This window comes from Desulfofarcimen acetoxidans DSM 771, assembly GCF_000024205.1.
GTDB classification, from domain to species: Bacteria; Bacillota; Desulfotomaculia; order Desulfotomaculales; family Desulfofarciminaceae; genus Desulfofarcimen; species Desulfofarcimen acetoxidans.
Map to the genome: position 1 here is coordinate 1,235,802 of NC_013216.1, position 25,049 is coordinate 1,260,850.

A 25,049-nucleotide genomic window follows, 5' to 3' on the forward strand; every position below is an offset into this window, starting at 1 on the left:
CTAAATTTTACAGTATAATTGCAGGTTGTGAGAGGTGAAAGTGTGAAGGATAAACTGGTTTTACTCTGTAATAATCTAAAAACCTGTAGCATAAGGCGAATTTTGACTAATTTGTTTCTGATTTTTACCGGTGCTTTTGTTGTTGCTCTTAGCTTGAATATGCTTATAATTCCACATCACCTGCTAACCGGTGGGATAACAGGCATCGCTATTATTCTTAAATATCTGATTAAGACTCCGGTAGCCTGGATGATATTATTCTTAAATATACCTATCTTCGTCTGGGGATATAGAGAAATAAATAAAACATTTTTCATTTACAGCTTAATTGGGACCTTTGCTCTGAGTATCATGATAAGCATAACCAGGAACCTCTTTCCGGTACCTCAAATTGACCTGATTCTTGTGGCTATATTTGGCGGTGCATTAAACGGTGCGGGCTTCGGACTTATTTTTAGGGGCAATGGCAGTACCGGTGGAACTGATATAATAGCCATAGTTTTGAGAAAGAAAAAAAACCTTGGCTTGGGAGAGGTTACTTTTTATTTTAATCTAATCGTAATTTTAGTTTCTCTTATTTTTTTTCCGGTTAATGTTGGCTTGTACACTATTATTTCTATGTATGTTGCCAGTAATATAATGGATACAGTGATAATCGGGGTTAATACCAAAAAGTCTGTTATTATAATATCTGACAGACCTACTCAGATAGGAAATTGTATTATCAATGAATTGCACAGGGGGGTAACCTATTTTGTGGCCCAGGGTGCCTATTCAAAAATGAATAAAACAGTTGTAAACAGTGTTATTAACCGTTTTGAATTGGCGCATTTAAAGGATATTGTGACCAGAGTAGATCCCGGCGCATTTGTCTATATTTCCGACGCCAGCGAAGTGTTGGGGCAGGGGTTTACAACTCCGGTAAAAAAACAGTCATCATAAAGCGAGATGCTTTAAGTTAATATGCGCCAGGAAATAGGATTCTGTTTAGACTAAGCCAGAAGCTACTGATACTTTCTGTCCAGATTTCTGTATTGAATAGCTTCGGCCAGGTGTTCCACCTCAATTTTAGCCACTCCTGCTAAATCAGCAATGGTGCGGGCCAGTTTTAGAATTTTGTCGTGGGACCTGGCGCTTAAACGAAGTTGGTTAAAAGCTGATTTCATAAGAGCAGCCGCCGCCTTACTTAATCCGCAGAAGGCTCTTACCTCTGATGGCCCCATCTGTGCATTACATCTTATATTTGTTGTTTTGTTATTCGGTCTGTGAAAACGCTTATGTTGTAAGAACCTGGCTGCTTCTACTCTTCGTTTAATTTCAAGTGAGTTTTCTCCTTTATTCTTCCCTAACAATTCCTCATAATTGATACGGGGAACTTCTATCTGAATATCTATTCGGTCCAGTAATGGACCGGATATACGGTTTATATATTTTTGTATCTGGTGAGGGGTACAAGTACATTCTCTATTATTCGTGTCAGCGAAAAAAAATCCACAGGGACATGGGTTCATCGAAGCTACCAGCATAAATTGAGCCGGATAGGTGACTGTGGCGTTTACTCTGGATATAGTAATAATACCGTCTTCCATAGGTTGTCTCAAACATTCCAGAGCTTCTTTATGAAACTCTGGAAACTCATCCAAAAACAGAACACCGTGCTGTGAGAGGCTTATTTCTCCAGGGCGCGGATATCTGCCGCCTCCTGTTAAACTGTTAATGGTTGCTGTATGATGAGGGGAACGGAAGGGCCGTTGTGAAATCATAGGTTTTTCAGGCTTAATTAGACCTGCCAGGCTGTATATCTTGGTAACCTCCATAGCCTCATCTATGGTCAGATTGGGCATTATGCCAGGTAAACGGCGGGCCAGCATAGTTTTTCCCGAACCTGGGCTTCCCAGCATAAGTAAATTGTGGCCACCCGTTGCAGCCACTTCCAGTGCCCTGCGTGCTTCATGCTGTCCATATACATCAGCCATATCAGGATATATAAGTTGAGTATTATTAAGCATGGATTCTAAATCAACTTTAGAGGGTAGAATTTCTATTTCTGCTCGTAAGAATTGCACAAGTTGATGAAGGCTGTTAACCGGATATATTTCAATGCCGCTTGTTAGTGCTGCCTCCATGGCATTTGCTGCAGGAACTATTGTTTTAATGAAATTATTCTCTCTGATTACCATAGTATGGGGCAGCACACCCTGGATACTTCTGACTGAACCATCTAAAGAGAGCTCACCCAAAAAAATATATGCGTCACAGTTTTCCTGCTTAACTTGTCCTGTAGCAGTCAGTATGGCAGCAGCTATGGGCAGATCATAAATCGGCCCTTCTTTTTTTATGTCAGCCGGGGCCAAGTTTACAGTGATTTTTTTTACAGGAAAATCATATCCTGAATTCCTTATAGCCGTACGAACCCTGTCACGTGACTCGCGTACCGCGGCATCAGGCAAACCTACAATATCAAATCCAGGCAGGCCGGACGATACATCTACTTCAACCTGAATGACCTGGCCGTCAAGTCCTATAAGCGCAGTGCTTTTGATAATTGAAAGCATAATAATCACCTTATATCAATTTTACCGAAAATTTACTTTAATTAATTATAGTTAAATTTCTATATGTGTTAACCATACTCCTGCCAATAATCTAAAAAAGTTAAAAGTCATGAAGTGCAATTTTAACAGAATTAATATCATATGAAAAATAAGCAATAATGAGCCGCAGCTCGTCTTATTGTCAAACAGTAATATTTTATATTGACATTAATTTAACTAAAATAAGTGATATAAATCACAAAAGATTATGATGTGTTCAACGGTTTAATTATTTATTTCTTGTTATGATATCAACAGTAACCAATAAAAGTGGGGTGTATTTAATGGCCAAAAGGAAAATTGTTAAGATCAATGAGGAAAAATGTACAGGTTGTGGTTTATGTGTTTCACCGTGCGCGGAGGGTGCTATTGTTTTAGTTGGCGGTAAAGCTAAAGTATTACGGGAAGAACTCTGTGATGGCGCAGGTTTTTGTCTGGGTATTTGTCCCGAAGGAGCTTTGTCAATTGAAGAGAGGGAAACAGTTGACTTTAACCATAAAGCGGTAGAAGAAAATTTAAAAAGCAGACCGGTTGATGCCAGCAGTGTTTTTTGTAAGTCATGTGGTCGGGGGGATGAAATACCTTTGTTGCCGGTTAGACTCAAAGGTGATAGTATCTGGATTTGTGTTAAGTGTCTGCCCGGTTATATACATGGTTAAAGCGGATTATATATTAATACTAAATTTATATTTGACTGTTTATAAGCCGGAGATAAAGCTGCCGGCTTTTTTCTTACTCATTGGAAATCATGCTTATAATGGATCTGCGGATAAGGAAAGGTTAGTACTGCATAATTTCCAGTAAGCATGAGTGCCTGTGGCTGCCTGAAAATTGCTTAAGGCGGTTTTGGGGGATTTGAAAGGTTTGTCGATTCAAAAGTAGGTAAAGTTTTTGCGGAAGGCTTGTTATTCTTACCAACTCTTGATACAATAATTTATTTAAGTATTGTAAAAATTATTTTATCAGGGATTAATTTTCTAATGTTTTTAAAATGTTATCTGTTAAAAGCAGGAGAATCGAAATTTTCAACGAATGACCACTTAATTAGTTTTTTACTGATTATGGTTCTATATGTGAACATTTATTTAGGGGTGTAAGCAATTGGATGATAGGATGTATTGTTTATTCTGGCAGATTATAGCCCCGGCATCAGCCAGGCGGGTGTGGCAGTTGGATAATCATTTTGGTTCTTTAAAAGCTGCTTGGGAAGCACCGGAAAAGGAAATACGTTCATTATTCGGAACTAAAGTCGACGCGGCAGATGCTTTGCTAAGGGCTAGGAATACTTTTGATCCGGTTAGAGAGAAAGAAAAACTAAATAATATCGGGGCAGATTTCATAACATATAAGGATCACAATTATCCCGAAAACCTGCGAGCGATTTATGACCCGCCACCTGCTCTTTTTGTTATGGGGCAAATAACAAATGCTGATCAACTGGCCGTGGCCCTGGTCGGATCCAGAAAAGCTACTTCCTATGGATTGTCTGTTGCCGAACAGTTGTCCGTGGCATTGGTTAAATCAGGAATAAGCATAGTGAGCGGGATGGCTCGTGGCATAGACAGCGCTGCACATAAAGGTTGTTTGTCTGCCTACGGTAGAACAATAGCGGTATTGGGAAGCGGCTTAAATGTTATCTACCCTAGAGAAAACCGTAAGCTAATGGAGAGAATTGCTGCCTCAGGGGCGGTAATCAGCGAATTTCCGTTGGACTCCCAACCGGAAGCCTGGCATTTTCCCATGCGCAACCGTATTATCAGCGGGCTTTCCCGTGCCGTTGTGGTGATAGAGGCGGGGGAAAAGAGCGGTGCTTTAATTACAGCCGACTTTGCTTTAGAGCAGGGCAGAGATGTTATGGCAGTGCCTGGCAGCATCGGCAGCCCACTGAGTCGCGGGCCACATAAATTAATCAAACAGGGTGCTAAATTGGTGGAAAATGCAGGTGATATTCTTGATGAATTAGGTATTACCACTTTATTCCCGGTCGAAGAAAGTACCAACGCTTCTGTGGCATTAAACAGGGATGAAGAGACTGTTTTCGGTCTAATCTCTGTTAATCCTGTCCATTTTGATGAGATAGTTGATAAATCTAATCTGCCGGCTCAGAAGGTTTTAGCTTCCTTGATGTTTTTGGAGTTAAAAAACCTGGTACGCCAGCTGCCGGGACGGCAGTATGCCCTGTGTAAGTTTATCAATGGTTAAAAATAAGATTAAAAGTTAATACTAATAGGCAATTGAAATTTCGGTGTAAAGGAAATCGGGGTGGACTATTTTGTCAACAACCTTGGTTATTGTGGAATCACCAGCTAAGGCAAAAAGTATCGGTAAGTTTTTAGGCAAAAAATACACAGTCAAGGCCTCAATGGGGCACGTTCGTGACTTGCCGAAAAGCCAGTTCGGAGTGGATGTAGAGGCCGGTTTTATGCCTAAGTATATTACCATCAGAGGAAAAGGCGATACTATAAAGGAACTGCGTTCAGCAGTAAAAAAAGCAGATACTGTGCTGCTTGCTTCCGACCCTGATCGTGAAGGGGAAGCTATAGCTTGGCACCTGCAGAAACTATTAAAAATTGAGGATAACCAGCCTTGCCGGATAGAATTTAACGAAATAACTAAGCAGGCAATCCAAAATGCGGTAACACACCCGCGTAAGATTGATTACAACAGAGTAAATGCCCAGCAGGCCCGGCGTATTTTGGACCGTCTGGTTGGGTATAATTTAAGTCCTTTACTTTGGCGGAAGGTAAGAAAAGGTTTAAGCGCAGGTCGTGTGCAATCAGTTGCTGTACGCTTGATCTGTGAGAGGGAGGAAGAAATTGATTCCTTTGAGCAGGTGGAATATTGGACTTTAACCGGTAAATTTCTCAAGGCTAAAGCCGGGTTTGAGGGAAAACTGCTTAAATACCGCGGCGAAAAATTAGAAGTGTCTGATGAAGAGTCGATGCAGAAGATTCTACAGGCATTAGAAGGATCCTCCTATGTGATAGAAAAGGTTAGCCGTCGTGAGAGAAGTCGTCGTCCTGCCGCTCCCTTTACCACCAGCAGTATGCAACAGGAGGCTTACCGTAAACTAAATTTTACAGCCCGCAAAACGATGGTGGTGGCTCAGCAGCTCTATGAGGGCCTGGATTTAGGCAAGGAAGGTTCCACCGGTCTGGTTACATATATTAGAACTGATTCAACCAGGGTTTCTGGTACGGCTAAAGAGGAAGCCAAAGAATATATTGATAAACAATTTGGCCAAGCTTATACCGGTGAACAAGATGGGGAAATCAAAGGGCAGAAGGAAAGGAAAATACAGGACGCTCATGAGGCAATACGTCCTACTTCAGTATTCAGAGAACCTGACCAGGTAAAAAAATTTTTAACGCCAGAGCAATATAAACTATATCGCCTAATCTGGTCGCGTTTTGTTGCCAGTCAAATGAGTCCCGCAATCATTGATACAACAAGTGTAGATATAGCTGCAGGTGAGTATACTTTCAGATCTGCCGGTTCCATTGTTAAATTTTCCGGCTTTATGAAGGTGTATACTGAAGGCAATGATGACGGTCAGAAAGAGGAGATTAAAACATTGCCGGAGCTGGCTGAAGGTGAAAAACTTGAATTAACGGAGTTATTACCCAAACAGCACTTCACACAGCCGCCTCCTCGTTATACTGATGCGTCTCTAATTAAATTACTGGAGGAGAACGGTATCGGTAGGCCCAGTACTTATGCTCCAATCGTTGAGACCATTCAGAAACGCGGTTATGTTAGCAGAGAAAATAAGCAATTCTTCCCAACCGAGTTAGGTTTTGTTGTTGTGGAAATGTTAAAAGAGCATTTTCCTGAGATTATTGATGTAGAGTTTACTGCTGATATGGAAAAAAAGTTAGACCACATAGAAGAGGGAGATACTGACTGGATTAAAATACTGGAGGAATTTTATGGGCCTTTTCATGAGACGATGGAGAAGGCTGAGGAAGCTATAGGAAAGATAGAACTTCAGGATGAAGTTACAGAAGAAATCTGCGAACTGTGCGGTAGAAACATGGTAATTAAGTTCGGTCGGTTTGGAAAATTCCTGGCCTGTCCAGGTTTTCCTGATTGCCGTAATACCAAACCTTTACTGGAACCCACGGGTGTGACCTGTCCCCTGTGCTCCGGGGAGGTAGTGCTGCGCCGAACTAAGAAGGGAAGAAAATTCTATGGCTGCAGCAGGTATCCGGAGTGTGATTTTGTGACCTGGGATTTGCCCACCAATGAGAAATGTCCCTCTTGCAACAGTATGATGGTGAAGAAAAGCTCTAAAAATAAGCAAATGCTCAGCTGTGTGAATCAGGAATGCAAGTTGAAAATTGAGATGAGCGAAGATAAAAAATAATGCTAGCCAGCAGTAGAAGGTGGTACTTTGACGGGAAGTAATATAACAGTGATTGGAGCGGGTTTAGCAGGTGCAGAGGCGGCCTGGCAGGCAGCTAAACGCGGTGTGACAGTTGATCTTTATGAGATGAGACCGGAGAAAAACACTCCGGCACACCATACGGGGGCGTTTGCTGAACTTGTTTGCAGTAACTCTTTGAGGGCTGCCAGCATAGAAAATGCTGTCGGCCTTTTAAAGGAAGAAATGAGACGCATGAATTCCTTAATCATGAAGTGTGCCGATAGTCATAGTGTCCCCGCCGGGGGCGCCCTGGCAGTAGATCGCCATAACTTTGCCCGCGCGGTAACGGAGGTATTGGAGAATCACCCGATGGTAACAGTTATACGGGAGGAAGTTAAAGAAATACCTGGAGATGGAATTATTGTTCTGGCTACCGGGCCCTTGACTTCTGATCATATGGCTGAAAGTATAAAGGCCTTAACCGGCCAGGAATATTTGTATTTTTATGACGCGGTTGCGCCTATTGTAAGTTTGGATTCGGTAGACCAGTCCAGGGTTTTTCGTTCTTCTCGTTATGATAAAGGTGAAGCTGACTATATAAACTGTCCTATGACCGAGCAAGAGTACGAGGCTTTTTGGTTAGAGCTGGCATCTGCTGAAAGGGCGCCACGAAAAGAATTTGAAAAGGAGATTAACTTTGAGGGCTGTATGCCGGTGGAGGTGCTGGCTAAAAGAGGGCGGGAGACGCTTCTTTTTGGGACTATGAAACCTGTAGGCCTGACAGACCCGCGTACCGGAAAAAGGCCTTATGCGGTAGTTCAATTAAGGCAGGACAATGCTGAAGGAACTCTATACAACCTCGTGGGTTTTCAAACACATCTCAAGTGGGATGAGCAGCGTCGTGTATTCAGTATGATTCCGGGCTTGGAGCAGGCTGACTTTGTTCGTATGGGAGTAATGCATCGCAATACCTACATTAATTCTCCAGCTTTGCTTCTTCCGACACTTGAATGTAAAATACGTCCCCAACTCTTTTTTGCCGGACAAATGACAGGTGTAGAAGGTTATGTTGAATCCGCGGCGGCGGGGCTTCTGGCAGGTATAAACGCAAGCCGTTTAGCTTGCGAAAAAGCACCTCTGGTATTTCCAGCAGAGACAGCCCATGGCTCTCTTTTTAATTACATAACTGCGGCTGGGAAAGGTAATTTCCAACCTATGAATGTTACTTTTGGTTTAATCCCACCTTTGCAAGAAAGGGTTAGGGACAAGAAAACCAGGAACAGAATGCTGGCAGAGCGGGCTTTATCGGCGTTGGATGCCTGGCAGGAGAGTATAGTGGATTTTTGAAGGTGGGTTTATGTACAGCTTATTAGATAATTTTATCATATATCTGCAGTTGCAGAAAAATGCTTCCCCGAAAACAGTAGAAAGTTATCAGAAGGACTTATTTGACGGGATAGATTTTTTTAGTGCCGCTTTAAATAAGAAAGACAATGAATTGCTGCCAATGGATGTTAGCCACAACCTGATGCGAAGATATCTGGCCCAAATGCAGCAAAAGGGTTTGGCCCGCAGCACTGTGGCCCGCAGGTTAGCCTCCTGGCGTTCCTTTTATAAATATTTATGCAGAGAAGACTATCTTCAGCAAAACCATCTGGCCGGCGTAGCAACTCCGAAAGGAAACGGTAAATTGCCGCTTTTTCTGGAAACAGAACAGCTCAAACTTCTTTTGGAGGCGCCGGACAGTACAACTTCGCTGGGTCAGCGTGATGCGGCACTTTTGGAAATTCTTTATGCCGCCGGCCTCAGGGTATCGGAAGCAGTGAATCTGGATTTAAGTGCTTTAGACTTTGACAGCCGTATGCTCAAGGCTTACGGCAAGGGTTCTAAGGAACGCATGATACCCTTTGGGACTTATGCCGCGGCAGCTTTAAAGTTATATATCAAAGACGGCAGGCATAAGTTGTCGAAAATTTCTCAATCTGAACAGGCAGTGTTTCTCAATAATTCAGGAACTCGTTTATCTGACCGGGGCATACGCAAAATTATAGATAAATATATTGAAAAGACGGGTTTGAAATCAGCTATCAGTCCCCACACCTTAAGGCATACTTTTGCTACACATCTCCTGGACAACGGGGCTGATTTGCGCTCGGTACAGGAGCTTTTGGGCCATGTTCGTCTTTCCACTACACAGATTTATACTCATGTATCAGTGGAAAAGCTTAAAGGTGTTCACAAAAAATATCATCCAAGATCATAATATAAAAAAGGGAGTGGGAAGAATTGTTTCACGCCACAACCATAGTAGCTGTACAAAAAGATGGGAAAACAGCTATAGCCGGGGACGGTCAGGTTACTTTTGGTGATAGGACCGTAATTAAACACAAAGCCCGTAAAATACGCCGTTTGTATAACCATAAGATATTGGCGGGTTTTGCCGGTTCGGTAGCGGATGCTTTTACTTTGTTTGAGAAATTTGAGGCAAAGCTTGAAGAATATAACGGCAATTTACAAAGAGCTGCGGTAGAGTTAGCCAAGGAATGGCGTATGGATAAAATTTTAAGGCGTTTAGAAGCCTTGCTGATTGTAGCTGACAAAGAGACCATGTTGGTACTGTCAGGGGGAGGCGAAGTAATAGAACCTGATGACGGGGTAATAGCAGTGGGCTCCGGTGGCCCTTATGCTCTGGCTGCAGCCAGGGTTCTGGCCAAGCATACCCAATTGGAGCCAAAAGAAATCGTACGTGAAGCACTGGCTGTGGCAGCAGATATTTGTGTCTATACTAACAACAACATCATTGTAGAAGAGATATAGGAGGGAATATCATGCAGGATCTTACTCCTCGTCAAACTGTGGCTGAACTGGATAAATATATAGTAGGACAAAATAAGGCCAAAAAGTCAGTGTCTATAGCGCTGCGCAATCGTTACCGTCGCAGCAAGCTGTCTGAAGATATGCGGGATGAAATACTGCCCAAAAATATTCTTATGATTGGGCCGACAGGTGTAGGTAAAACTGAAATAGCCCGACGTCTCTCCAGGTTGGTGCAGGCCCCATTTATTAAGATTGAGGCTACCAAATTCACTGAAGTTGGTTATGTGGGAAGAGATGTTGAGTCGATGATTCGTGATTTGCTGGAGATATCAATCCGTATGGTACGCCGCGAGAAAATGAGTTTAGTAGAAGAACGGGCTCAAAAGATAGCTGAAGAAAGAATTGTGGAACTTTTGGCACCAATGCCGGCTCAGGAGAAACAGCCTCGTAATCCGTTGGAGATGCTTTTTGGCGGGAATACACAAAATGAGGAAGAAAGCAAATCGCAGCAGCAATATAAAAAGCGCATTGGTTTTGAAAGAGAGACCTTGCGGGAAAAGTTAAGCCGCGGTGAACTTGAGCAGGAATTTGTGAATATTGAGGTCGAGGATAACGGTTCTCCTATGTTGGAGGTATTTTCCGGCAGTGGTATGGAGGAAATCGGGATTAATGTTCAGGATGTGTTAGGTGGATTTTTTCCCAAGAAAAAAAAGAAGCGAAGGGTTACTGTAGCTGAGGCCAGAAAAATTTTAACTCAACAGGAAGCGCAAAATTTAATCGATATGGATGAAGTAACTTCTCAAGCTATCAAACGAGCCGAGGAGCAGGGCATTATCTTTTTAGATGAAATTGATAAAATTGCCGGCAAGGATAGCTCAGGTGGTCCGGATGTTTCCAGGGGTGGTGTCCAGAGGGATATACTTCCAATAGTTGAAGGATCCACAGTGATGACAAAATACGGTCCGGTTAAAACAGACTATATGCTTTTTATTGCAGCCGGAGCCTTTCATATCAGCAAACCATCGGATTTGCTGCCGGAATTGCAGGGACGCTTTCCTATCAGGGTTGAGTTGGAGAGTCTATCGGAAGCTGATTTTTTACAGATTCTTACGGAACCTAGAAATGCTTTAATTAAACAATATACCGAGCTTTTAGCTACAGAAGGTGTCAAGATAAAATTTTCACAAAATTCACTTGTCGAAATTGCAAAAATCGCTTATACTGTTAATATGCAAACTGAAAATATCGGTGCACGTCGTCTTCACACGATATTAGAGAAGCTTTTGGAAGACTACTCCTTTGAGGCACCTGAGATAAGTGGTCAGAGCATAGAGATAGATGAAGATTATGTGCGGTATAAATTAAAAGATGTTCTGCTCAATGAGGACTTGAGTCGCTACATTTTGTAAAAGAGGGGAAAGAGGCGGTAATATGCGAGCACTGCTTGAAAAAACTAGATCAATCAACAGACTACTTCAAAAATCAGCCGGATACCCTGTAGATTTTAAGGAAATTGCAGCGTCTCTCAGTGATAATTTAGGTTGCAGCGTTTATATTATCGATCGCAGAGGAAAACCGCTTGGACACTCTTACTTGCAAGGTTTTACTTGTGAAATCATGGTAGATATAGTGGAAGCCAAGGAAAGTTTTCCAACCGAATACAACGATAATTTGTTGCAGCTTACAGAAACACACTCTAATTTCTGCCAAACAGCCAATGCTTGTGTATTTGATTATGAATGTAGGTGCAAATTTAATAATAAGGTATCTACCGTTGTTCCCATAGTTGGTGCAGGATCACGTTTAGGCACACTGGTACTGGCTAAAATTAACGAGAATTTTAATGATGAGGATCTTGTTTTAGCTGAATATGGTGCTACGGTCGTTGGTATGGAGATATTGAGGGCACGGGCAGACAGAATGGAAGAAGAAGCTCGTAAGAGAGCTGCCGTGCAGGTAGCGTTAGGGACTCTGTCTTATTCTGAATTAGATGCTGTCCAGCATATTTTTGAACAGCTGGGCGGTGAAGAAGGCCTTTTGGTGGCTAGTAAAATTGCAGATAGAGTGGGTATTACGAGGTCTGTAATAGTAAATGCGCTTCGAAAATTTGAGAGCGCAGGCGTTATAGAGTCACGTTCTCTTGGTATGAAGGGGACTTATATCAGGGTACTAAATGATCGATTGCTTGATGAATTGGCAAGATTAAAACAACAGTAGTCTAAAAAACCACAGCTAAAAAACCTGTGGTTTTTTCTTTTATTAATTTTTTTATTGTGTTTGCCCGGAAGAGGTTTGGGTAGATAAATATTTTCAGCAGTAGTGATTAATTTATTTTTACCGGCATATTGTATATAAAACCCAAAGCCGGGGTGTCGTTATGCAAATTAATATTGATTTCAATAAAGAAGATTTGATTCAATACCTGATGCAGCATTTAATTAAACATTTTTCTCTGGAACCTTTGCAAGAAAAGTTCCAGTTAGCTGAATATTGCATGGATATTCTCGCCAGACACCGGAAATCCAAAGATTTAGTGGTGTTTTCAGTCCTCAAAGAAGCTGCCGGTGAAGAAGCAATATGCAATGTAATAAAGCAAAGAGAATTAATATCTTATTATTTATTGAACAAAAGGTTGAAAATTGTACAAGAGGTAAAGAGTATTAACCCTGAGACATTGCGTAATTTACTGAATGCTGCCAATGGGGTAGAAGCAGTAATTATAGCAGAAAGCTTCCCGGAAAACATACAGGATCAATTTCCTTGGCCATGGTTGCAGTGCTATACATATGCTTTTTCTTCTCTAATCAACCAGACATCTGCTGCTGATTTATCTATCAGAATGAACTTTTCTTTTAATGAGGTCATCCTTACCAGTAGTACCGAGAGTTTTGGTGAAAAGGATCTGTCGGAGAATGAGTTGCTCAATCAGTATATTAAGCAAAACTATATCTATGCACGTTAAAACCGGAGAAAAATAAAAAGGGTGACTTAGAGGCTGCAAGGCCTTCTGAGTCACCTTATTCATTAATTCCAGATTATTTTCTGGTAACTATTTGATCAATAATGCCGTATTCCTTAGCGTCCTCTGCTGACATAAAGAAATCTCGCTCACTATCTCTGGTTATTTTATCCAAAGGTTGTTTGGTGTGTTTAGATAGTAATTTATTTAATATCTCCTTCATGCGCAATATTTCTTTAGCATGAATACCGATATCAGTGGCCTGTCCTTGCATACCGCCTGACGGCTGGTGAATCATTATTCTGGCATAGGGAAGAGCAAATCTTTTACCAGGTGCCCCGGCAGCTAACAGGAAAGAACCCATACTGGCGGCTTGCCCCAAACAAATTGTAGATACAGGCGGTTTAATGTATTGCATAGTATCATAAATGGCCATACCTGCTGTAACAACCCCGCCCGGTGAATTAATATACAGGTGAATATCCTTTTCCGGATCTTCAGCCTCCAAAAATAAAAGCTGAGCAATAATTAAGTTAGCAGTATAATCCTCAATAGGACCGCCGATGAAAATAATTCTGTCCTTGAGCAAACGTGAGTATATATCATAAGATCTTTCACCGCGGTTAGTTTGCTCAACTACAATCGGAACCAGAGTAGACAAAAGTTTCCCTCCCTTGAAATATCACTTAGTGGCCGCAACCGCCACCGCATCCGCCTTTTTGGGAATGATCATGATTATGTTTGTGGTCATGGCCTTCTTTATGGCCGTGGTCGTGGCTGTGATGATCATGCGGGTGAGAATGTTTTTCATCACCGTGACTATGCTCATGACTGTGGCCGTGTCCGTGCCCGTGATCATGATCATGATCACCATGATGATGGTTGCAAACTACATTTTTAGAGGTTAATTCGCCCCTTGCATAAGTTTCAGCAATGGTCATGATGTCTCCGGAAGCCCCGGTAATAACTTTCAAGCCTGCTTGTTCCAGTGCTTGCAGAGCATACGGGCCAATACCGCCCAGAATAACCACTTCTACGCTATTGTCTTTCATTAAGCCGGCCAGACCTTCGTGGTTATGTGCTAACTGGGCAGCGGAAACAGGGGTAGCGGTTTTTACTTTTTGGTTTTCCATTTCTAGAATAATAAATTCTTTGCTGCGCCCAAAATGCTGGTTGACTTGACCGTTATCATTTGGTATAGCTAATTTCATAAAAATCACCCTTTGTAATATATTATTATATAATAGAAATTATACATAGTAACAGATAAAAAGTATAGTTAAGTTTTTCTTATTAATGTTAATTTTTTAGCAATGGAGTTATATCATCTAAAAGCTGTTCATATTTCTCAATATCACCCTGGTCGCATAAAGCGCTTAGCTTGGGATCCAGAGGCAATACCTTGAGCAAGGGGATAGCGTTTTGTTGGGCTGCTTTTTGTGCTGTACTTTCACCGAATATGTTGAAATGGTCACCGCAATGAGGGCAAACAATACCGCTCATATTTTCAATTAAGCCTATAATCGGGACTTCCTCCATTTTAGCCATTTTAATTGCCTTGCGGACAACCATATTAGCCAGTTCCTGTGGAGAGGTAACTATGATAATGCCGTCTATGGGCAGAGACTGCATGGCAGTGAGCGGTATATCACCGGTTCCGGGAGGCATGTCTACTATTAAGTAATCTAAATTGCCCCAGGCAACATCACTCCAGAATTGTTTGACCGCTCCTGCCAGAATCGGCCCCCGCCAAATAACCGGGTCGTCCTCATTGTCCAAAAGCAGGTTAAGCGACATTATTTTTATATTGAGTTTTTTGCTCCAGATAGGCATTAAAGCTTTTCCGTCAGATACCGGCCGGTCACTTATACCAAACATTTTTGGAATACTGGGGCCGGTAATGTCAGCATCTAAAATACCTACTTTATATCCTTGTTTAGCAAGGCTGACCGCCACGAGGCTTGTTACCGAAGATTTACCGACACCGCCTTTGCCGCTCATTACCGCTACTACACGTTTGATATTGTTTGATGGATTTTGCGGTAATTTTTGGGGTTTGGAGCAAGTGGTAGAATCACAGGAGCCGCTGTCTTTCTCAGAGCATGACTGGCAGTCAGGGTTTTGCTTAGCCATTTTAAATTCCCCCCATCGTCTAAGTGTTACTATTATCTGCCAAGCTACATAAAACATGATATTTCATATATGAACTCATGTCAATAATATTTTTTATGTTGAGATTTGTCTGTATATTAGATTATACATGGCATTAATTTGCTGTGAAACATTGAGTTGAGCCAGTTCAATTACAGGTCTTCCGTTAAGCATAGCTTTTGTAACAGAAGGATCAAAAGAAATTTTACCTACTACCTGTATATCTTCCTCAGCGCAATATTCTTCTATAGTGCGGGTGTTTTTCTCATCAAGATCGTATTTATTGATACAGACCGCTGTTTTAACCCCAAAATGTTTGCATAGGCCAACAACTCTTTTTAAGTCATGAATGCCCGAAAGCGTGGGCTCAGTTACTATCAGAGCCAAATCAATACCGGAAAGAGAGGAGATTACCGGGCAACCGATTCCTGGAGGACCGTCAGTTATAATTATTTCTAAATTTTTTTCTTTAGCTGCTTCACGAGCGTTTTTTCTTACTTCTGCTACCAGTTTTCCGGAGTTATCTTCGGCAATGCCCAGCTTGGCGTGTACCATTGGACCATATCTGGTATTGGAGATGAACCAGTGTCCACATACATTATCCCGAAGGCTTATTGCTTGTTCCGGACAGATATAAAAGCAAAAAGCGCATCCCTCGCAGAGAAACGGATTTACCATACCCTCAGATATTGCATCGAAGTGGCAAAGCTCTTGACATAAATTGCAGCCGGTACATTTATCTTTATCTATTGTTGCTTTGGGCAGGCCAAAAAATTCATGTTCTTCTTTAATTTCAGGATTGAGCAGCAGATGCAGGTTGGCTGCATCTACGTCGCAATCAACTAAAACCACGGGAGCGGCCAAGGCGGCGAAAGAACCGGCAATACTGGTTTTACCGGTTCCACCTTTACCGCTTATTATAAGCAGTTCTTTCAAGATTGAACCATCCTTTCAATTTCAAAATATACATTTTGAAACTTTTCGATGTACTCCGGCATCTCGACCACAATAGGTGTTCCTTTGGCATACAATGAAGCAATTTTTCTATCAAAGGGTATCTGCATGAGCAGAGGAATATTTTCTCTTGTACAGTATCTCAGCACATCGTCATTGCCAATATCTGCACGATTCACAATTACTCCGCAGGGAACACCGATTTCGCGAAGCATTTCAACAGATAGCTTTAAATCATTGAGTCCAAACGGAGTTGGTTCCGTTACCAAAATACAAAAATCAGTATCTTTAACTGAAGTTATGACCGGGCAGGAAGTTCCCGGGGGTGCGTCAATGATGGTAGTCTTTTTAGGACTGATTTTGGCTTTGACAGCTTTTATTAAAGGGGGGCTCATTGCTTCCCCTATATTCAATTTTCCGTTACTAAAGTCCATATTTTGAGATTTACCGCTTTCAATGAGACCAATTTCTTTATCTGTCTGTGTAATGGCCTTTTCCGGACACTGGTACCAACAGCTGCCGCAGGAGTGGCACAACTCGCCAAAAATTAAAACTGTCTTCTCCAGAACAGCCAGAACATTAAATGCGCATATATCACTGCAATTTTGGCAATAAGTGCATTTGTCGTAATCTATCATTGGTATAGGTCTATGCACTTTTTCTGTAGTTGCTATAGCAGGTTTTAAAAATATGTGTGCGTTGGGTTCTTCAACATCGCAGTCCAGAAACAGCACAGGCCTAATCCTGTCTAAAGCCAGGGCTAAAGATGTGGAAACAGTTGTTTTTCCTGTACCGCCCTTGCCGCTGGCTACTGAAATAATCATAATATCACTCACCTGTAAAAAAATTATTTAAGTGGGATGTTTAACATCCCACTATCTTTGTAACAAAAAATACATTTTACTTCAGACCAAAGTGGGAATCTACGGAAGGTTGGTTTGTTTTGGTTAAAGCACCTTTTTTATATAAATCAATAGATTCCTGCACAGTACCTGTTATACCTGAATATATGTCTATTTTAGCTGCATTAAGGGTTTCTACTGCGTTTGGACCAACATTTCCTACCAGTACGACATCGATTTTTTTGTTGGCCAGAGCCTGTGCAGTTTTTATTCCCGCTCCTCCTGCCCCGCTTGTTCCGGGATTGGCTATAGCTTCAATACTGCCGGTTTGCTGGTCATAAATTACAAAGTACTCACATCTGCCGAATCGTGGATTTACCGGGGAATTCAATTCTTGACCTTCAGCTGATACAGCAATTTTCATAATTTTAACGCCTCCTGGCTAAATATTTTGGTTACTTGTACCTGTATTGTTAATTTGGTTGTTGCTGCCTGCATTATAACGACAGAATCCTTTGCCCGCTCCCTGGCCTCTTCCGCCGCCGAAACCATTGTTTCCTCCGCGACCACAACCGTTCTTACCCTGATTCTGACCTCCGCCTCTACTGAAAGAGCCTCCCTGTCCGGTGATCTGAGCGTTTCCTGAACTATGGACTCGCATCACCCGGCTGCTGCATTGGGGGCAGGATATTTGCCAGCCTTTCTGACCGTTGCACAAAGCTACAGTAAACTTGTGCCCGCATTGAGTACATATAAACTCTCTCATAATAATAACACCCCTTTGTTATTAAGCATAATTTTATTATCAGTATATAATAGTTATGAACATATGTCAACATGTAAATAAAAAGATCCTTTGCCTATTGTAACTTTTCTTTATATCGGGTAAAATTTCAGCGTGTGAGGTGAAATGGTATGATTATGTTGCAAGCAGCACACGTCAGCAAAGCCTTTGGTCAGAGTATCATACTTAATGATGTAAATATAAATATTCAGGAAAAAGAAAGGGTAGGTCTGATCGGGCCAAACGGTGCCGGCAAGTCTACACTGCTGAAGATTTTAACGGGCAGCATGAATTGTGACAGTGGCAATATTATAAAACCCAGGGAAGTTTCCTTAGGTTATCTGGCGCAGGACGGTGGCTTAGTATCAGAGCGGACAATATGGGATGAAATGATCAGTGTTTTTCAAGAGCTGATTGCAAAAGAACTTGTCTTGAGAGAGCTGGAAAAGCAGATGGGCAACGGTAGATTATCCGTAGATATCAGAGAGCAGCAGAAGTTTATGGAGGAGTATGCCGGTTTAGCTGAGGAACTGGAACAAAAAAACTATTATGGCTATGAGGCTTCTGTAAGGGGTGTATTGCACGGCTTGAAATTTACGGTTGATGATTATCATACTCTTGTCAGATCTCTGAGCGGAGGTCAGAAAACTCGTCTTGCTTTAGGCAAGCTTTTGCTTTCACAACCGGATGTTCTGGTTTTAGACGAGCCTACCAATTACCTGGATATGGAGACAATGTCCTGGTTGGAGCAGTATTTGCAAGAATATACGGGTGCCGTTTTAGTAGTCTCTCATGATAGGTACTTTTTGGACTCACTGGTGCGTGTTGTCTATGAACTGGTTAATGGCAGAGCGGTCAGGTATGCCGGTAATTACTCGCAGTTTGTTGAGATAAAGGCCGGGCAGGTAGAGCAGCAATTAAAGGAGTACAAAAAACAAAGTGAGGAGATCACCCGGACCGAGGACTTTATCAGACGTAATATTGTACGTGCATCAACCACCAAGCGGGCTCAAAGCCGTCGCAAACGGTTGGAGAGTATGGAAAAAGCAGAGAAACCCATGATGCAAAAAAATGTAAGTTTTTCTTTTGGTCTATCTGTAGAAAGCTCGTATGAGGTGCTAAGGGTTAAAAACCTTGATATAGGCTATAAAGATAATCCTCTGGCCAGTGGCATAAACTTTGAAATTGAGAAAGGAGAAAGAGTGGCATTGGTTGGGCCAAACGGTGTAGGGAAAACCACTTTGCTGAAAACTCTTTCGGGTACAATAAAAGCTTTAGATGGTGCTATCTTCACTGGCATAAATGTAAAATTAAACTGTTATGAGCAGGAACAAGCTAAAATTATTAGTACCAAGCAGGTTTTGCATGAGTTGTGGGATGAGTATCCTCATCTTGATGAAAAATATGTCAGAACTTTATTAGGCAATTTCTTATTCAGGGGTGACGATGTTTTTAAAAATGCGTCTGATTTAAGCGGGGGAGAGAGATCCAGGCTCTCATTGGCTAAATTGGTGTTGAAAAAAGCTAATTTTTTGCTCCTGGACGAACCCACCAATCATCTGGATGTATATAGTAAAGAGGTGCTGGAAGATTCCTTGGCAGATTATCAGGGAACCTTATTGTTTGTTTCTCATGACAGGTATTTTCTAAATAAAATTGCCACACGTGTTCTTGAATTGACTCAATTTGGAATTATTGATTATATCGGCAACTATGATTATTATCTCAAAAACAGAAAAAGCCGCAGTATAAATATTGTGGAGCTTGTCAACAGGGAGGAAGAGATAAAGAAAGAAGCGGCCAGGCATAATTACCAGTTCCAAAAAGAGGCGCAGCGTCAAAAAGAAAAATTAAATCGCCGTAAATATGAACTGGAAGAGTTAATCAGAGAAACAGAGTCAGAAATTGCTCTGCTGGAAAAAGAAATATATTTACCGGAGGTTAATCAAAACATTTCATTATTGTTGGAAAAAAATAATAATTTGGAGAGCAAGAAGCTGTCCTTGGAAGTATATTTAGATGAATGGATAGAATTAGCTGATCAATAGTCATGGAATCTATAAAATATATTGACTAATAAAAAGCCCGGAATTCCCGGGATTTTTATTAGTCACATTTGTTTTACCTGGGAATGCAGATGCTCTGTCCTGTTTGAAGATTGTTCTGATCTACCGTTGGATTGGCTTCTCTGATAGCTCTGACAGTTGTATTAAATCGTTTGGCCAGGCGGAAGTAAGTATCACCGCTTTGTATGGTGTAGGCAAATGTTCCACTCGGGCATTTTGTCGGGGTTGGAGGAGTGGAAGGAATGCATATTTCCTGGCCGACTGCCAGTTTATTGAAATCTACTCCTGGATTGGCTGCGATTAAAGAGTCTACAGCAATTCCAAAACGATTTGCAAGATTATAAAAGGTATCCCCAGGTTTGATGCTGTAGAGAAAACCGCCCTGACATTTTCCGGGAACCGGTTTTACGGGAATACAGATTTGCTGACCAATTTGTAGGTTAGTAGGAACGATGCCTGGATTAGCATTAGTGATAGCTTCTACTGTAGTATTAAAACGGCTGGCCAGACTTAGCAAGGAGTCTCCCGGGCGGATAGTATATACCGTTCCGCCGGTGCAAGGCGGTAACTGGTGATTTAATGTTGTATCATTCACTTATTGTCACCCCCATAATTATTAATAGATTATGCAAGATGAATCAAGAAGGGAACAGCTAAAATAAAATTATATATAAGCGGTTAAAGCCGAATAGATTAAATTAATATCGGTTTAAAATCGTATAAATGTTTAATGACAATAGTTCCCTTCTACAAACACTATGCATATTATAAATTAATAGGGGGGTGGAAAATAAATGAATATAAGAAAAGGAATGCGCCAAACGCCGCCTTGCTCTGGCGGTACCATATACTCTGTTCGTTCCGGTGATACTTTATCAAGTATTGCCCGTCGATTTAATACGACTGTAGATGCAATCATGAGAGCAAATCCCGGGATTGAACCCAATAACCTGCAAATTGGGCAAAGAATCTGTATTCCTGGTTCGGGATACGGTCCTGGTTCGGGATACGGTCCTGGTCCTGGATACGGTCCTGGTCCTGGATATGGACCTGGTCCTGGGTATGGGCCTGGTTCGGGATACGGACCTGGTGCAGGTTCCGGGCAATGCCCTAGAGGAACGTTTCCTTATACCATCAGAAGCGGTGATACTTATTATAGTCTGGCCGACAGATTTAATACTACGGTTAGAGCAATCAGGCAGGCTAATCCCGGAATAAACCCCAGAGAGCTCTATGTCGGTCAAAATATCTGTATTCCTAGGTAAATTATTTAATGCGGTTAGTTTGCTTTCCCTGGTTTCTAAAACCTACTAAAAACTACAAGTAGTTTTTTCACCCGTCCGACAAACGGGTGGCAGTGTCACAGGATTCAACTGCTAGGCCATAGGCTCTCGCCTATGTTCCGGGTGGTCTCCTCTAAAAGAGTTCCCCGCCACTGCTTAAAGCGAGCGTACTACCCGGAGAAGGTGTTACCTCCGCCTGGGTTCTGACTTGCGGCAACAGCCTTTCGCTGCGTGTACTGTGCCGCCCGCAAAATTTATAGCAAAGGGATTAACCTATATCTAACACATTTTTCCGGTGAATCTGCCATGAAACCAGGCTATTCACCTTCTTCCTTTTCGTGATTTTTTTAATCTTGGCCAGCACAGACTTTTTAACTGCTGACCATTGTTTCCAATTTGTCATTTGTTTAAATTCAGGTTTCTTTTTAACCAGTTTATCAAGCAACATCTTGGGTATCTTCTCATGATCAAAGCCCAAGCCACGCCGGGCTATGACATAGCCTGCCGCTTCGTGAACAGCTATGCCGTACATGTGCTGGTATTTTAGGATGCCTATGACCGAAGTAAAAGCCGGTTTTACCTTTAATATCGGCACTCCCTCACGGGCAGCACACCGGTCAACTGCTTTTAGAAACTTCAACCAGACAAAACTGTGACTCATTCGGTTAAACTTGGCCGTTACGGACTTGTCATTTTTAAACTTCAAGTCCTCTACCGCCAGGGCGTAACCTTTTTCTTTAGCCTGGAGGATCACTTTCTTAGCCATTTCGCAGGTCCGGTTATCTCTCCGGTTTCTTCTGGCATAAGTCCATTCGCCTTGACCCAGCCATTCACTGCCCCGGTATTGCCCCAGACAGTCTACCTGGGTTACGCCTAATCCGTCCGGGTTGGTGTCTACACCAAACGCACCCTTATGGTTATATGGCATCGGAACTTCTTCTTCAATACTCACATGGACGTAATATTTACCGTCTCTGCGGAGGATTTCTACCTGATAGGCACTGCCTGTTTTAAGATAATCCAAAACCATTTGCCGGTAGTTGACATCCGTCCAGCAGTCTTTTAAATGCCCAACGAACTGCGGCACAGTAACGATCCATGAGGTTATCAATGTATTCTTTCTGTTTAGGTGTCAGTTCCGGGATTATCCCCATCGCCGTTGTCTTCACTGGCAGTCACCTCGCTTTCAATGACCTTTGACAGCTTTTTTGCTACTCTGCCGCCACGTTTTCCATATATACGAGCAGAAAATGACGTTGTAACAGCAATTAAATCTTCTACCAACTCTTGCTGTTCATCGACGTCTTTTTTTTCTATTACTACAATATGCCCGCCAAAGTCGCTAATGTATTTCTCTAAGTAGGCATAACCGAACCGTGCTAAACGGTCTTTATGCTCAATAATTACTAAGGCGTTATTAGTCTCCTTTACAGCCTCAAGTAACTTTTGTAGACCTTTACGGTTTTCATTTAAACCACTGGCAATATCACGAAAAACAGCCTGAATAGCATATTTGTTATTTGATGCATATTCAGTAAGCCTTCCTATTTGTCGATCCAGATTCCCGGCATCAGCCTGTTTTTGCGTAGATACCCTGGCGTAGAGAAATACGGTATTTTGAATTCGGCTATATTTTTTGCCCTCAAAGGATTCTACTTGGGATATTTTATAGCGGCGATGGCCAGTAGGAGTTCTTTCTGGAACTAATATCTTTTTCTTTTCCCAAACACGTAAAGTATTAATACTAACCCCTAAATATTTAGCTGCTTTGCCAATACTTATATGGTTTTCCATCCTAATCACTTGTCAAAATTATATCATATTATGGCAGGTTTTTTGATATTAATTTAGTTTTCTAGTAACAGTTATATCCTCCTCGGGAGGGTTTATTTATGAGCAAATTTGTTATTTTTTCGGTTTCTCTGCATCGTTATTTTTTATTGTCACATCGTAATCATTTCTTATTGATGCAAAACAAAAAGACCTCCGCACTTCGGAAGTCTTAATATTATTGGCGGGAGTGTGTGAGAATCGAACTCACCATGGACGGGAACGCCGCCCAACGACCGGTTTTGAAGACCGGGAGCACCACCAGGTACCATCCACCCCCGTATCTATAGACATTTCCCCGTTTGCATACTATTAAAACGATTGGTTTCGCATATATTGTAATTGATATAAAATAAACCTTTCAAACTTTGCATCTATAGCAATGATATTCTACCAAAACTTCGACAATTGTACAAGGTTAAAATTATTTGTGACAAAAATATTATGTGGAGACATATGATGAGTTGGCTTAAGTACGAATTTGAAGTTTACGATTAATGCCGCTATGTTGTGTAAAGCCGTATCAAGTACTGCTTCACCGAGAAATTGTGGGTGTTGTCGTCAATTACCGGCGGCAAATTGATTCTTTTTCACAAAGAAACCCCCTTTTCCCATTATGAATTAGGATGAGAAAAAGAGGCTCAAAATATTTAGCACTGTGTTAATACTATTGTTGCTGTGTATATTGATGCTGAGCATATTGCTGCTGTGAGGGCATGTGATTAATAAATCTTTGCGGTATTTCCGGTAGTTGGTACCAGCCCTTGTGACTCATAAACTGGAATATTTCGTATGCCATTTCCATGCAAGATCTGGCTGAACCGGCAAGAAGATTTCTCAAATGTGGCTCAGAACATTCTAAAGCAGCATTAGTTGAGCGTGTGGCACCACATTTGTGGAACAATAGTGCACCGGCAGCTATTGTTTTGTCATTTAGATGCTTTGTTCCGGTATTAGTACTTGGGTATGAATGTGTGTTTTGCCCGGCCCCCATATGCTCCATATTCAGCCGAGATGCTGCTGATACGTCTAACCCGTGACCCTGCATTACACTGAGCTTGCGATGATAATCTTCAATCATGTGGCGCTGTTGTCTCTCCAGAATATTTCTTAATTCATGGTCCTGACATTGGCTGGTATACATGCTGTAATGTTCAATAGTACAGGCTTCGTCATTTAATACTTCATGCATTTCCATGGCTTCGTGAATACCCTTTTTCATATTTCTGCCCCTCCCGATTTATTTTTCATACTAGGAATATTGTGTTCTTATTTTAGAAATTTATACAAAATATTGGTTTAAATATTTCCATTATAAATAATTTGAAATAAATACCATCATGGATATGCAACACCTCTGCAGAATATGTAATATAAAACAGCATAGATAAAAAAAAGGAGGTTTTAATAATGAATAACCATGTTAGATAAGTGCTAAGTACTAATTTATTGACGAATACTAAGAACATTTATTTTTAAAAGTATCACATATATCTCGTTAACCAGTTATTTATGTTATAAAAATTAACATTTATCCAGGTATTTTTCAGTTCTTATTGAGTAAAATATATATAAACTTTTTTTGGAGGTTAAATTTATGAAAGCAACGGGAGTTGTCAGACGGATTGACGATTTGGGCCGAGTTGTGATACCCAAAGAAATCAGACGAACTTTGAGAATAAATAATGCGGATCCCCTGGAAGTATTTGTAGACGGTAAAGGTAAAGTAATATTAAAAAAATATGAACCTATACAAGATTTGAGTAAATATGCAAAAGAATATGCTGCCTCTTTATTTGAATCATTGGGACGCAAAACATTTATTTGTGATGAGGAGAATATTATTGCAGCTGCAGGCATACCGGCTAAGCAGAGTATGAATAAAGACATTTCCGACGATATTAAAAGTTTAATTAAGAGAGATGAACCTACCTTAGAAAGAGATAAAATTGTTATTGAAGGCGGTGAAAGATTTCCATATATTTTAGTAACCCCGGTTAAATTAAATGAGCACTCGGTTGGAGCGATAATAATGATTGCTGATGAGGAAATGGGTGGCCTGGAAATAAATCTAACCAAAACTGCTGCTAACTTTTTAGCAAAGCAGCTGCATTAGTGAATCAAGTATTGGAGTTTAACGCCTTTGGCCAAAAAATTAATGCCACTGGCGTTTTTTTATATTCATTATGCTCGCCTTTTTATACTTTAGGAAATTATTTTTATGCTGGATATGTGGATAAGTTATTGTATAATGAAATGCAAATTTATATTGCATAAGCGGCGTTAGTACTGTATAATTTCCGACGAGTATGAGTACCTGTGGCTATTATAAAGATTCAAGTTGTAATATTTTATATAAATACTTATAAAATGAAGCAGGAAAGACAGTCTATTTGTAGAAAG

The 25,049-nt window shown here is 41.2% G+C and carries 24 protein-coding genes, 1 tRNA gene and 1 pseudogene; 13 read left to right on the plus strand and 13 right to left on the minus strand.

Going from position 1 to position 25,049, the window contains the following annotated elements; genetic code table 11:
* Positions 1-42: 42 nt before the first annotated feature.
* Positions 43-942: a YitT family protein gene (locus DTOX_RS05870; RefSeq protein WP_015756818.1), complete on the plus strand. Its 900-nt coding sequence runs from the start codon at positions 43-45 to the stop codon at positions 940-942.
* 62 nt (positions 943-1,004) lie between these two features.
* Here DTOX_RS05870 and DTOX_RS05875 read toward each other — a convergent pair whose 3' ends face one another.
* Complete coding sequence (locus DTOX_RS05875; RefSeq protein ID WP_015756819.1) at positions 1,005-2,555, minus strand: YifB family Mg chelatase-like AAA ATPase; 1,551 nt, start codon at positions 2,553-2,555, stop codon at positions 1,005-1,007.
* A 323-nt stretch (positions 2,556-2,878) separates the two neighbouring features.
* Here DTOX_RS05875 and DTOX_RS05880 point away from each other — a divergent pair, with 323 nt between their 5' ends.
* The 9 genes from DTOX_RS05880 (at position 2,879) to DTOX_RS05920 (ending at position 12,739) form a co-directional block, all read left to right on the plus strand.
* The gene (locus DTOX_RS05880; RefSeq protein ID WP_015756820.1) at positions 2,879-3,253 is read left to right on the plus strand and encodes an ATP-binding protein; all 375 of its coding nucleotides are present in this window, start codon (positions 2,879-2,881) and stop codon (positions 3,251-3,253) included.
* Positions 3,254-3,695: 442 nt separating this feature from the next.
* Positions 3,696-4,796, plus strand: a complete 1,101-nt coding sequence (gene dprA, locus DTOX_RS05885) for a DNA-processing protein DprA (protein WP_015756821.1) — start codon at positions 3,696-3,698, stop codon at positions 4,794-4,796.
* 70 nt (positions 4,797-4,866) lie between these two features.
* The gene (topA, locus tag DTOX_RS05890) at positions 4,867-6,960 is read left to right on the plus strand and encodes a type I DNA topoisomerase (RefSeq protein ID WP_015756822.1); all 2,094 of its coding nucleotides are present in this window, start codon (positions 4,867-4,869) and stop codon (positions 6,958-6,960) included.
* 27 nt (positions 6,961-6,987) lie between these two features.
* Complete coding sequence (gene trmFO, locus DTOX_RS05895) at positions 6,988-8,307, plus strand: FADH(2)-oxidizing methylenetetrahydrofolate--tRNA-(uracil(54)-C(5))-methyltransferase TrmFO (protein WP_015756823.1); 1,320 nt, start codon at positions 6,988-6,990, stop codon at positions 8,305-8,307.
* A gap of 10 nt (positions 8,308-8,317) precedes the next feature.
* Positions 8,318-9,223, plus strand: a complete 906-nt coding sequence (gene xerC / locus DTOX_RS05900; protein WP_015756824.1) for a tyrosine recombinase XerC — start codon at positions 8,318-8,320, stop codon at positions 9,221-9,223.
* Positions 9,224-9,246: 23 nt separating this feature from the next.
* The gene (hslV, locus tag DTOX_RS05905; protein ID WP_015756825.1) at positions 9,247-9,777 is read left to right on the plus strand and encodes an ATP-dependent protease subunit HslV; all 531 of its coding nucleotides are present in this window, start codon (positions 9,247-9,249) and stop codon (positions 9,775-9,777) included.
* A gap of 11 nt (positions 9,778-9,788) precedes the next feature.
* Positions 9,789-11,186, plus strand: a complete 1,398-nt coding sequence (gene hslU, locus DTOX_RS05910) for an ATP-dependent protease ATPase subunit HslU (RefSeq protein ID WP_015756826.1) — start codon at positions 9,789-9,791, stop codon at positions 11,184-11,186.
* Between the two features lie 22 nt (positions 11,187-11,208).
* Positions 11,209-11,994: a GTP-sensing pleiotropic transcriptional regulator CodY gene (codY, locus tag DTOX_RS05915; RefSeq protein ID WP_015756827.1), complete on the plus strand. Its 786-nt coding sequence runs from the start codon at positions 11,209-11,211 to the stop codon at positions 11,992-11,994.
* Between the two features lie 160 nt (positions 11,995-12,154).
* Positions 12,155-12,739 (plus strand): hypothetical protein, encoded by a 585-nt coding sequence (locus tag DTOX_RS05920; protein ID WP_015756828.1) that lies wholly within the window; start codon positions 12,155-12,157, stop codon positions 12,737-12,739.
* Positions 12,740-12,812: 73 nt separating this feature from the next.
* On the opposite strand, the gene clpP is transcribed toward DTOX_RS05920, so the two are convergent.
* The 7 genes from clpP to DTOX_RS05955 form a co-directional block, all read right to left on the minus strand.
* Positions 12,813-13,397 (minus strand): ATP-dependent Clp endopeptidase proteolytic subunit ClpP, encoded by a 585-nt coding sequence (gene clpP / locus DTOX_RS05925; RefSeq protein ID WP_015756829.1) that lies wholly within the window; start codon positions 13,395-13,397, stop codon positions 12,813-12,815.
* A gap of 25 nt (positions 13,398-13,422) precedes the next feature.
* On the minus strand, positions 13,423-13,947 hold the full coding sequence (locus tag DTOX_RS24725; RefSeq protein ID WP_015756830.1) for a NifB/NifX family molybdenum-iron cluster-binding protein: 525 nt from the start codon (positions 13,945-13,947) through the stop codon (positions 13,423-13,425).
* Between the two features lie 88 nt (positions 13,948-14,035).
* On the minus strand, positions 14,036-14,869 hold the full coding sequence (locus DTOX_RS05935; RefSeq protein WP_015756831.1) for an Mrp/NBP35 family ATP-binding protein: 834 nt from the start codon (positions 14,867-14,869) through the stop codon (positions 14,036-14,038).
* A gap of 93 nt (positions 14,870-14,962) precedes the next feature.
* Positions 14,963-15,823, minus strand: coding sequence for an ATP-binding protein (locus DTOX_RS24730; protein WP_015756832.1), 861 nt, complete (start codon positions 15,821-15,823; stop codon positions 14,963-14,965).
* Entirely contained in the window at positions 15,820-16,665 is an 846-nt protein-coding gene (locus DTOX_RS05945) for an ATP-binding protein (protein ID WP_015756833.1), read from the minus strand. Before DTOX_RS05945 ends, DTOX_RS24730 begins: the two co-directional genes overlap by 4 nt.
* A gap of 76 nt (positions 16,666-16,741) precedes the next feature.
* Positions 16,742-17,107: a NifB/NifX family molybdenum-iron cluster-binding protein gene (locus DTOX_RS05950; protein WP_015756834.1), complete on the minus strand. Its 366-nt coding sequence runs from the start codon at positions 17,105-17,107 to the stop codon at positions 16,742-16,744.
* Positions 17,108-17,125: 18 nt separating this feature from the next.
* Complete coding sequence (locus DTOX_RS05955) at positions 17,126-17,449, minus strand: FmdB family zinc ribbon protein (RefSeq protein WP_042315459.1); 324 nt, start codon at positions 17,447-17,449, stop codon at positions 17,126-17,128.
* 149 nt (positions 17,450-17,598) lie between these two features.
* Between DTOX_RS05955 and DTOX_RS05960 the strand changes: the two genes are divergently transcribed.
* Positions 17,599-19,515, plus strand: coding sequence for an ABC-F family ATP-binding cassette domain-containing protein (locus tag DTOX_RS05960; protein ID WP_015756836.1), 1,917 nt, complete (start codon positions 17,599-17,601; stop codon positions 19,513-19,515).
* Between the two features lie 73 nt (positions 19,516-19,588).
* Here the strand turns inward: DTOX_RS05960 and DTOX_RS05965 are convergent, their stop codons facing one another.
* Complete coding sequence (locus DTOX_RS05965) at positions 19,589-20,128, minus strand: LysM peptidoglycan-binding domain-containing protein (RefSeq protein ID WP_015756837.1); 540 nt, start codon at positions 20,126-20,128, stop codon at positions 19,589-19,591.
* 199 nt (positions 20,129-20,327) lie between these two features.
* Between DTOX_RS05965 and DTOX_RS05970 the strand changes: the two genes are divergently transcribed.
* Entirely contained in the window at positions 20,328-20,798 is a 471-nt protein-coding gene (locus DTOX_RS05970; protein WP_015756838.1) for a LysM peptidoglycan-binding domain-containing protein, read from the plus strand.
* 286 nt (positions 20,799-21,084) lie between these two features.
* Here DTOX_RS05970 and DTOX_RS05975 read toward each other — a convergent pair.
* The 4 genes and pseudogenes from DTOX_RS05975 to DTOX_RS05985 all read right to left on the minus strand — a co-directional run.
* Positions 21,085-21,861, minus strand: a pseudogene (locus tag DTOX_RS05975) (IS200/IS605 family accessory protein TnpB-related protein); the annotation flags it as partial.
* Between the two features lie 80 nt (positions 21,862-21,941).
* On the minus strand, positions 21,942-22,610 hold the full coding sequence (locus DTOX_RS05980; RefSeq protein ID WP_015756839.1) for an IS607 family transposase: 669 nt from the start codon (positions 22,608-22,610) through the stop codon (positions 21,942-21,944).
* A gap of 218 nt (positions 22,611-22,828) precedes the next feature.
* Positions 22,829-22,926, minus strand: a tRNA-Sec gene (locus tag DTOX_RS22870).
* 387 nt (positions 22,927-23,313) lie between these two features.
* Entirely contained in the window at positions 23,314-23,868 is a 555-nt protein-coding gene (locus tag DTOX_RS05985) for a spore coat protein (RefSeq protein WP_015756840.1), read from the minus strand.
* Positions 23,869-24,243: 375 nt separating this feature from the next.
* On the opposite strand from DTOX_RS05985, the gene DTOX_RS05990 reads away from it, so the two are divergent.
* Positions 24,244-24,762: a stage V sporulation T C-terminal domain-containing protein gene (locus DTOX_RS05990; protein ID WP_015756841.1), complete on the plus strand. Its 519-nt coding sequence runs from the start codon at positions 24,244-24,246 to the stop codon at positions 24,760-24,762.
* The last annotated feature ends 287 nt before the right edge of the window (positions 24,763-25,049 follow it).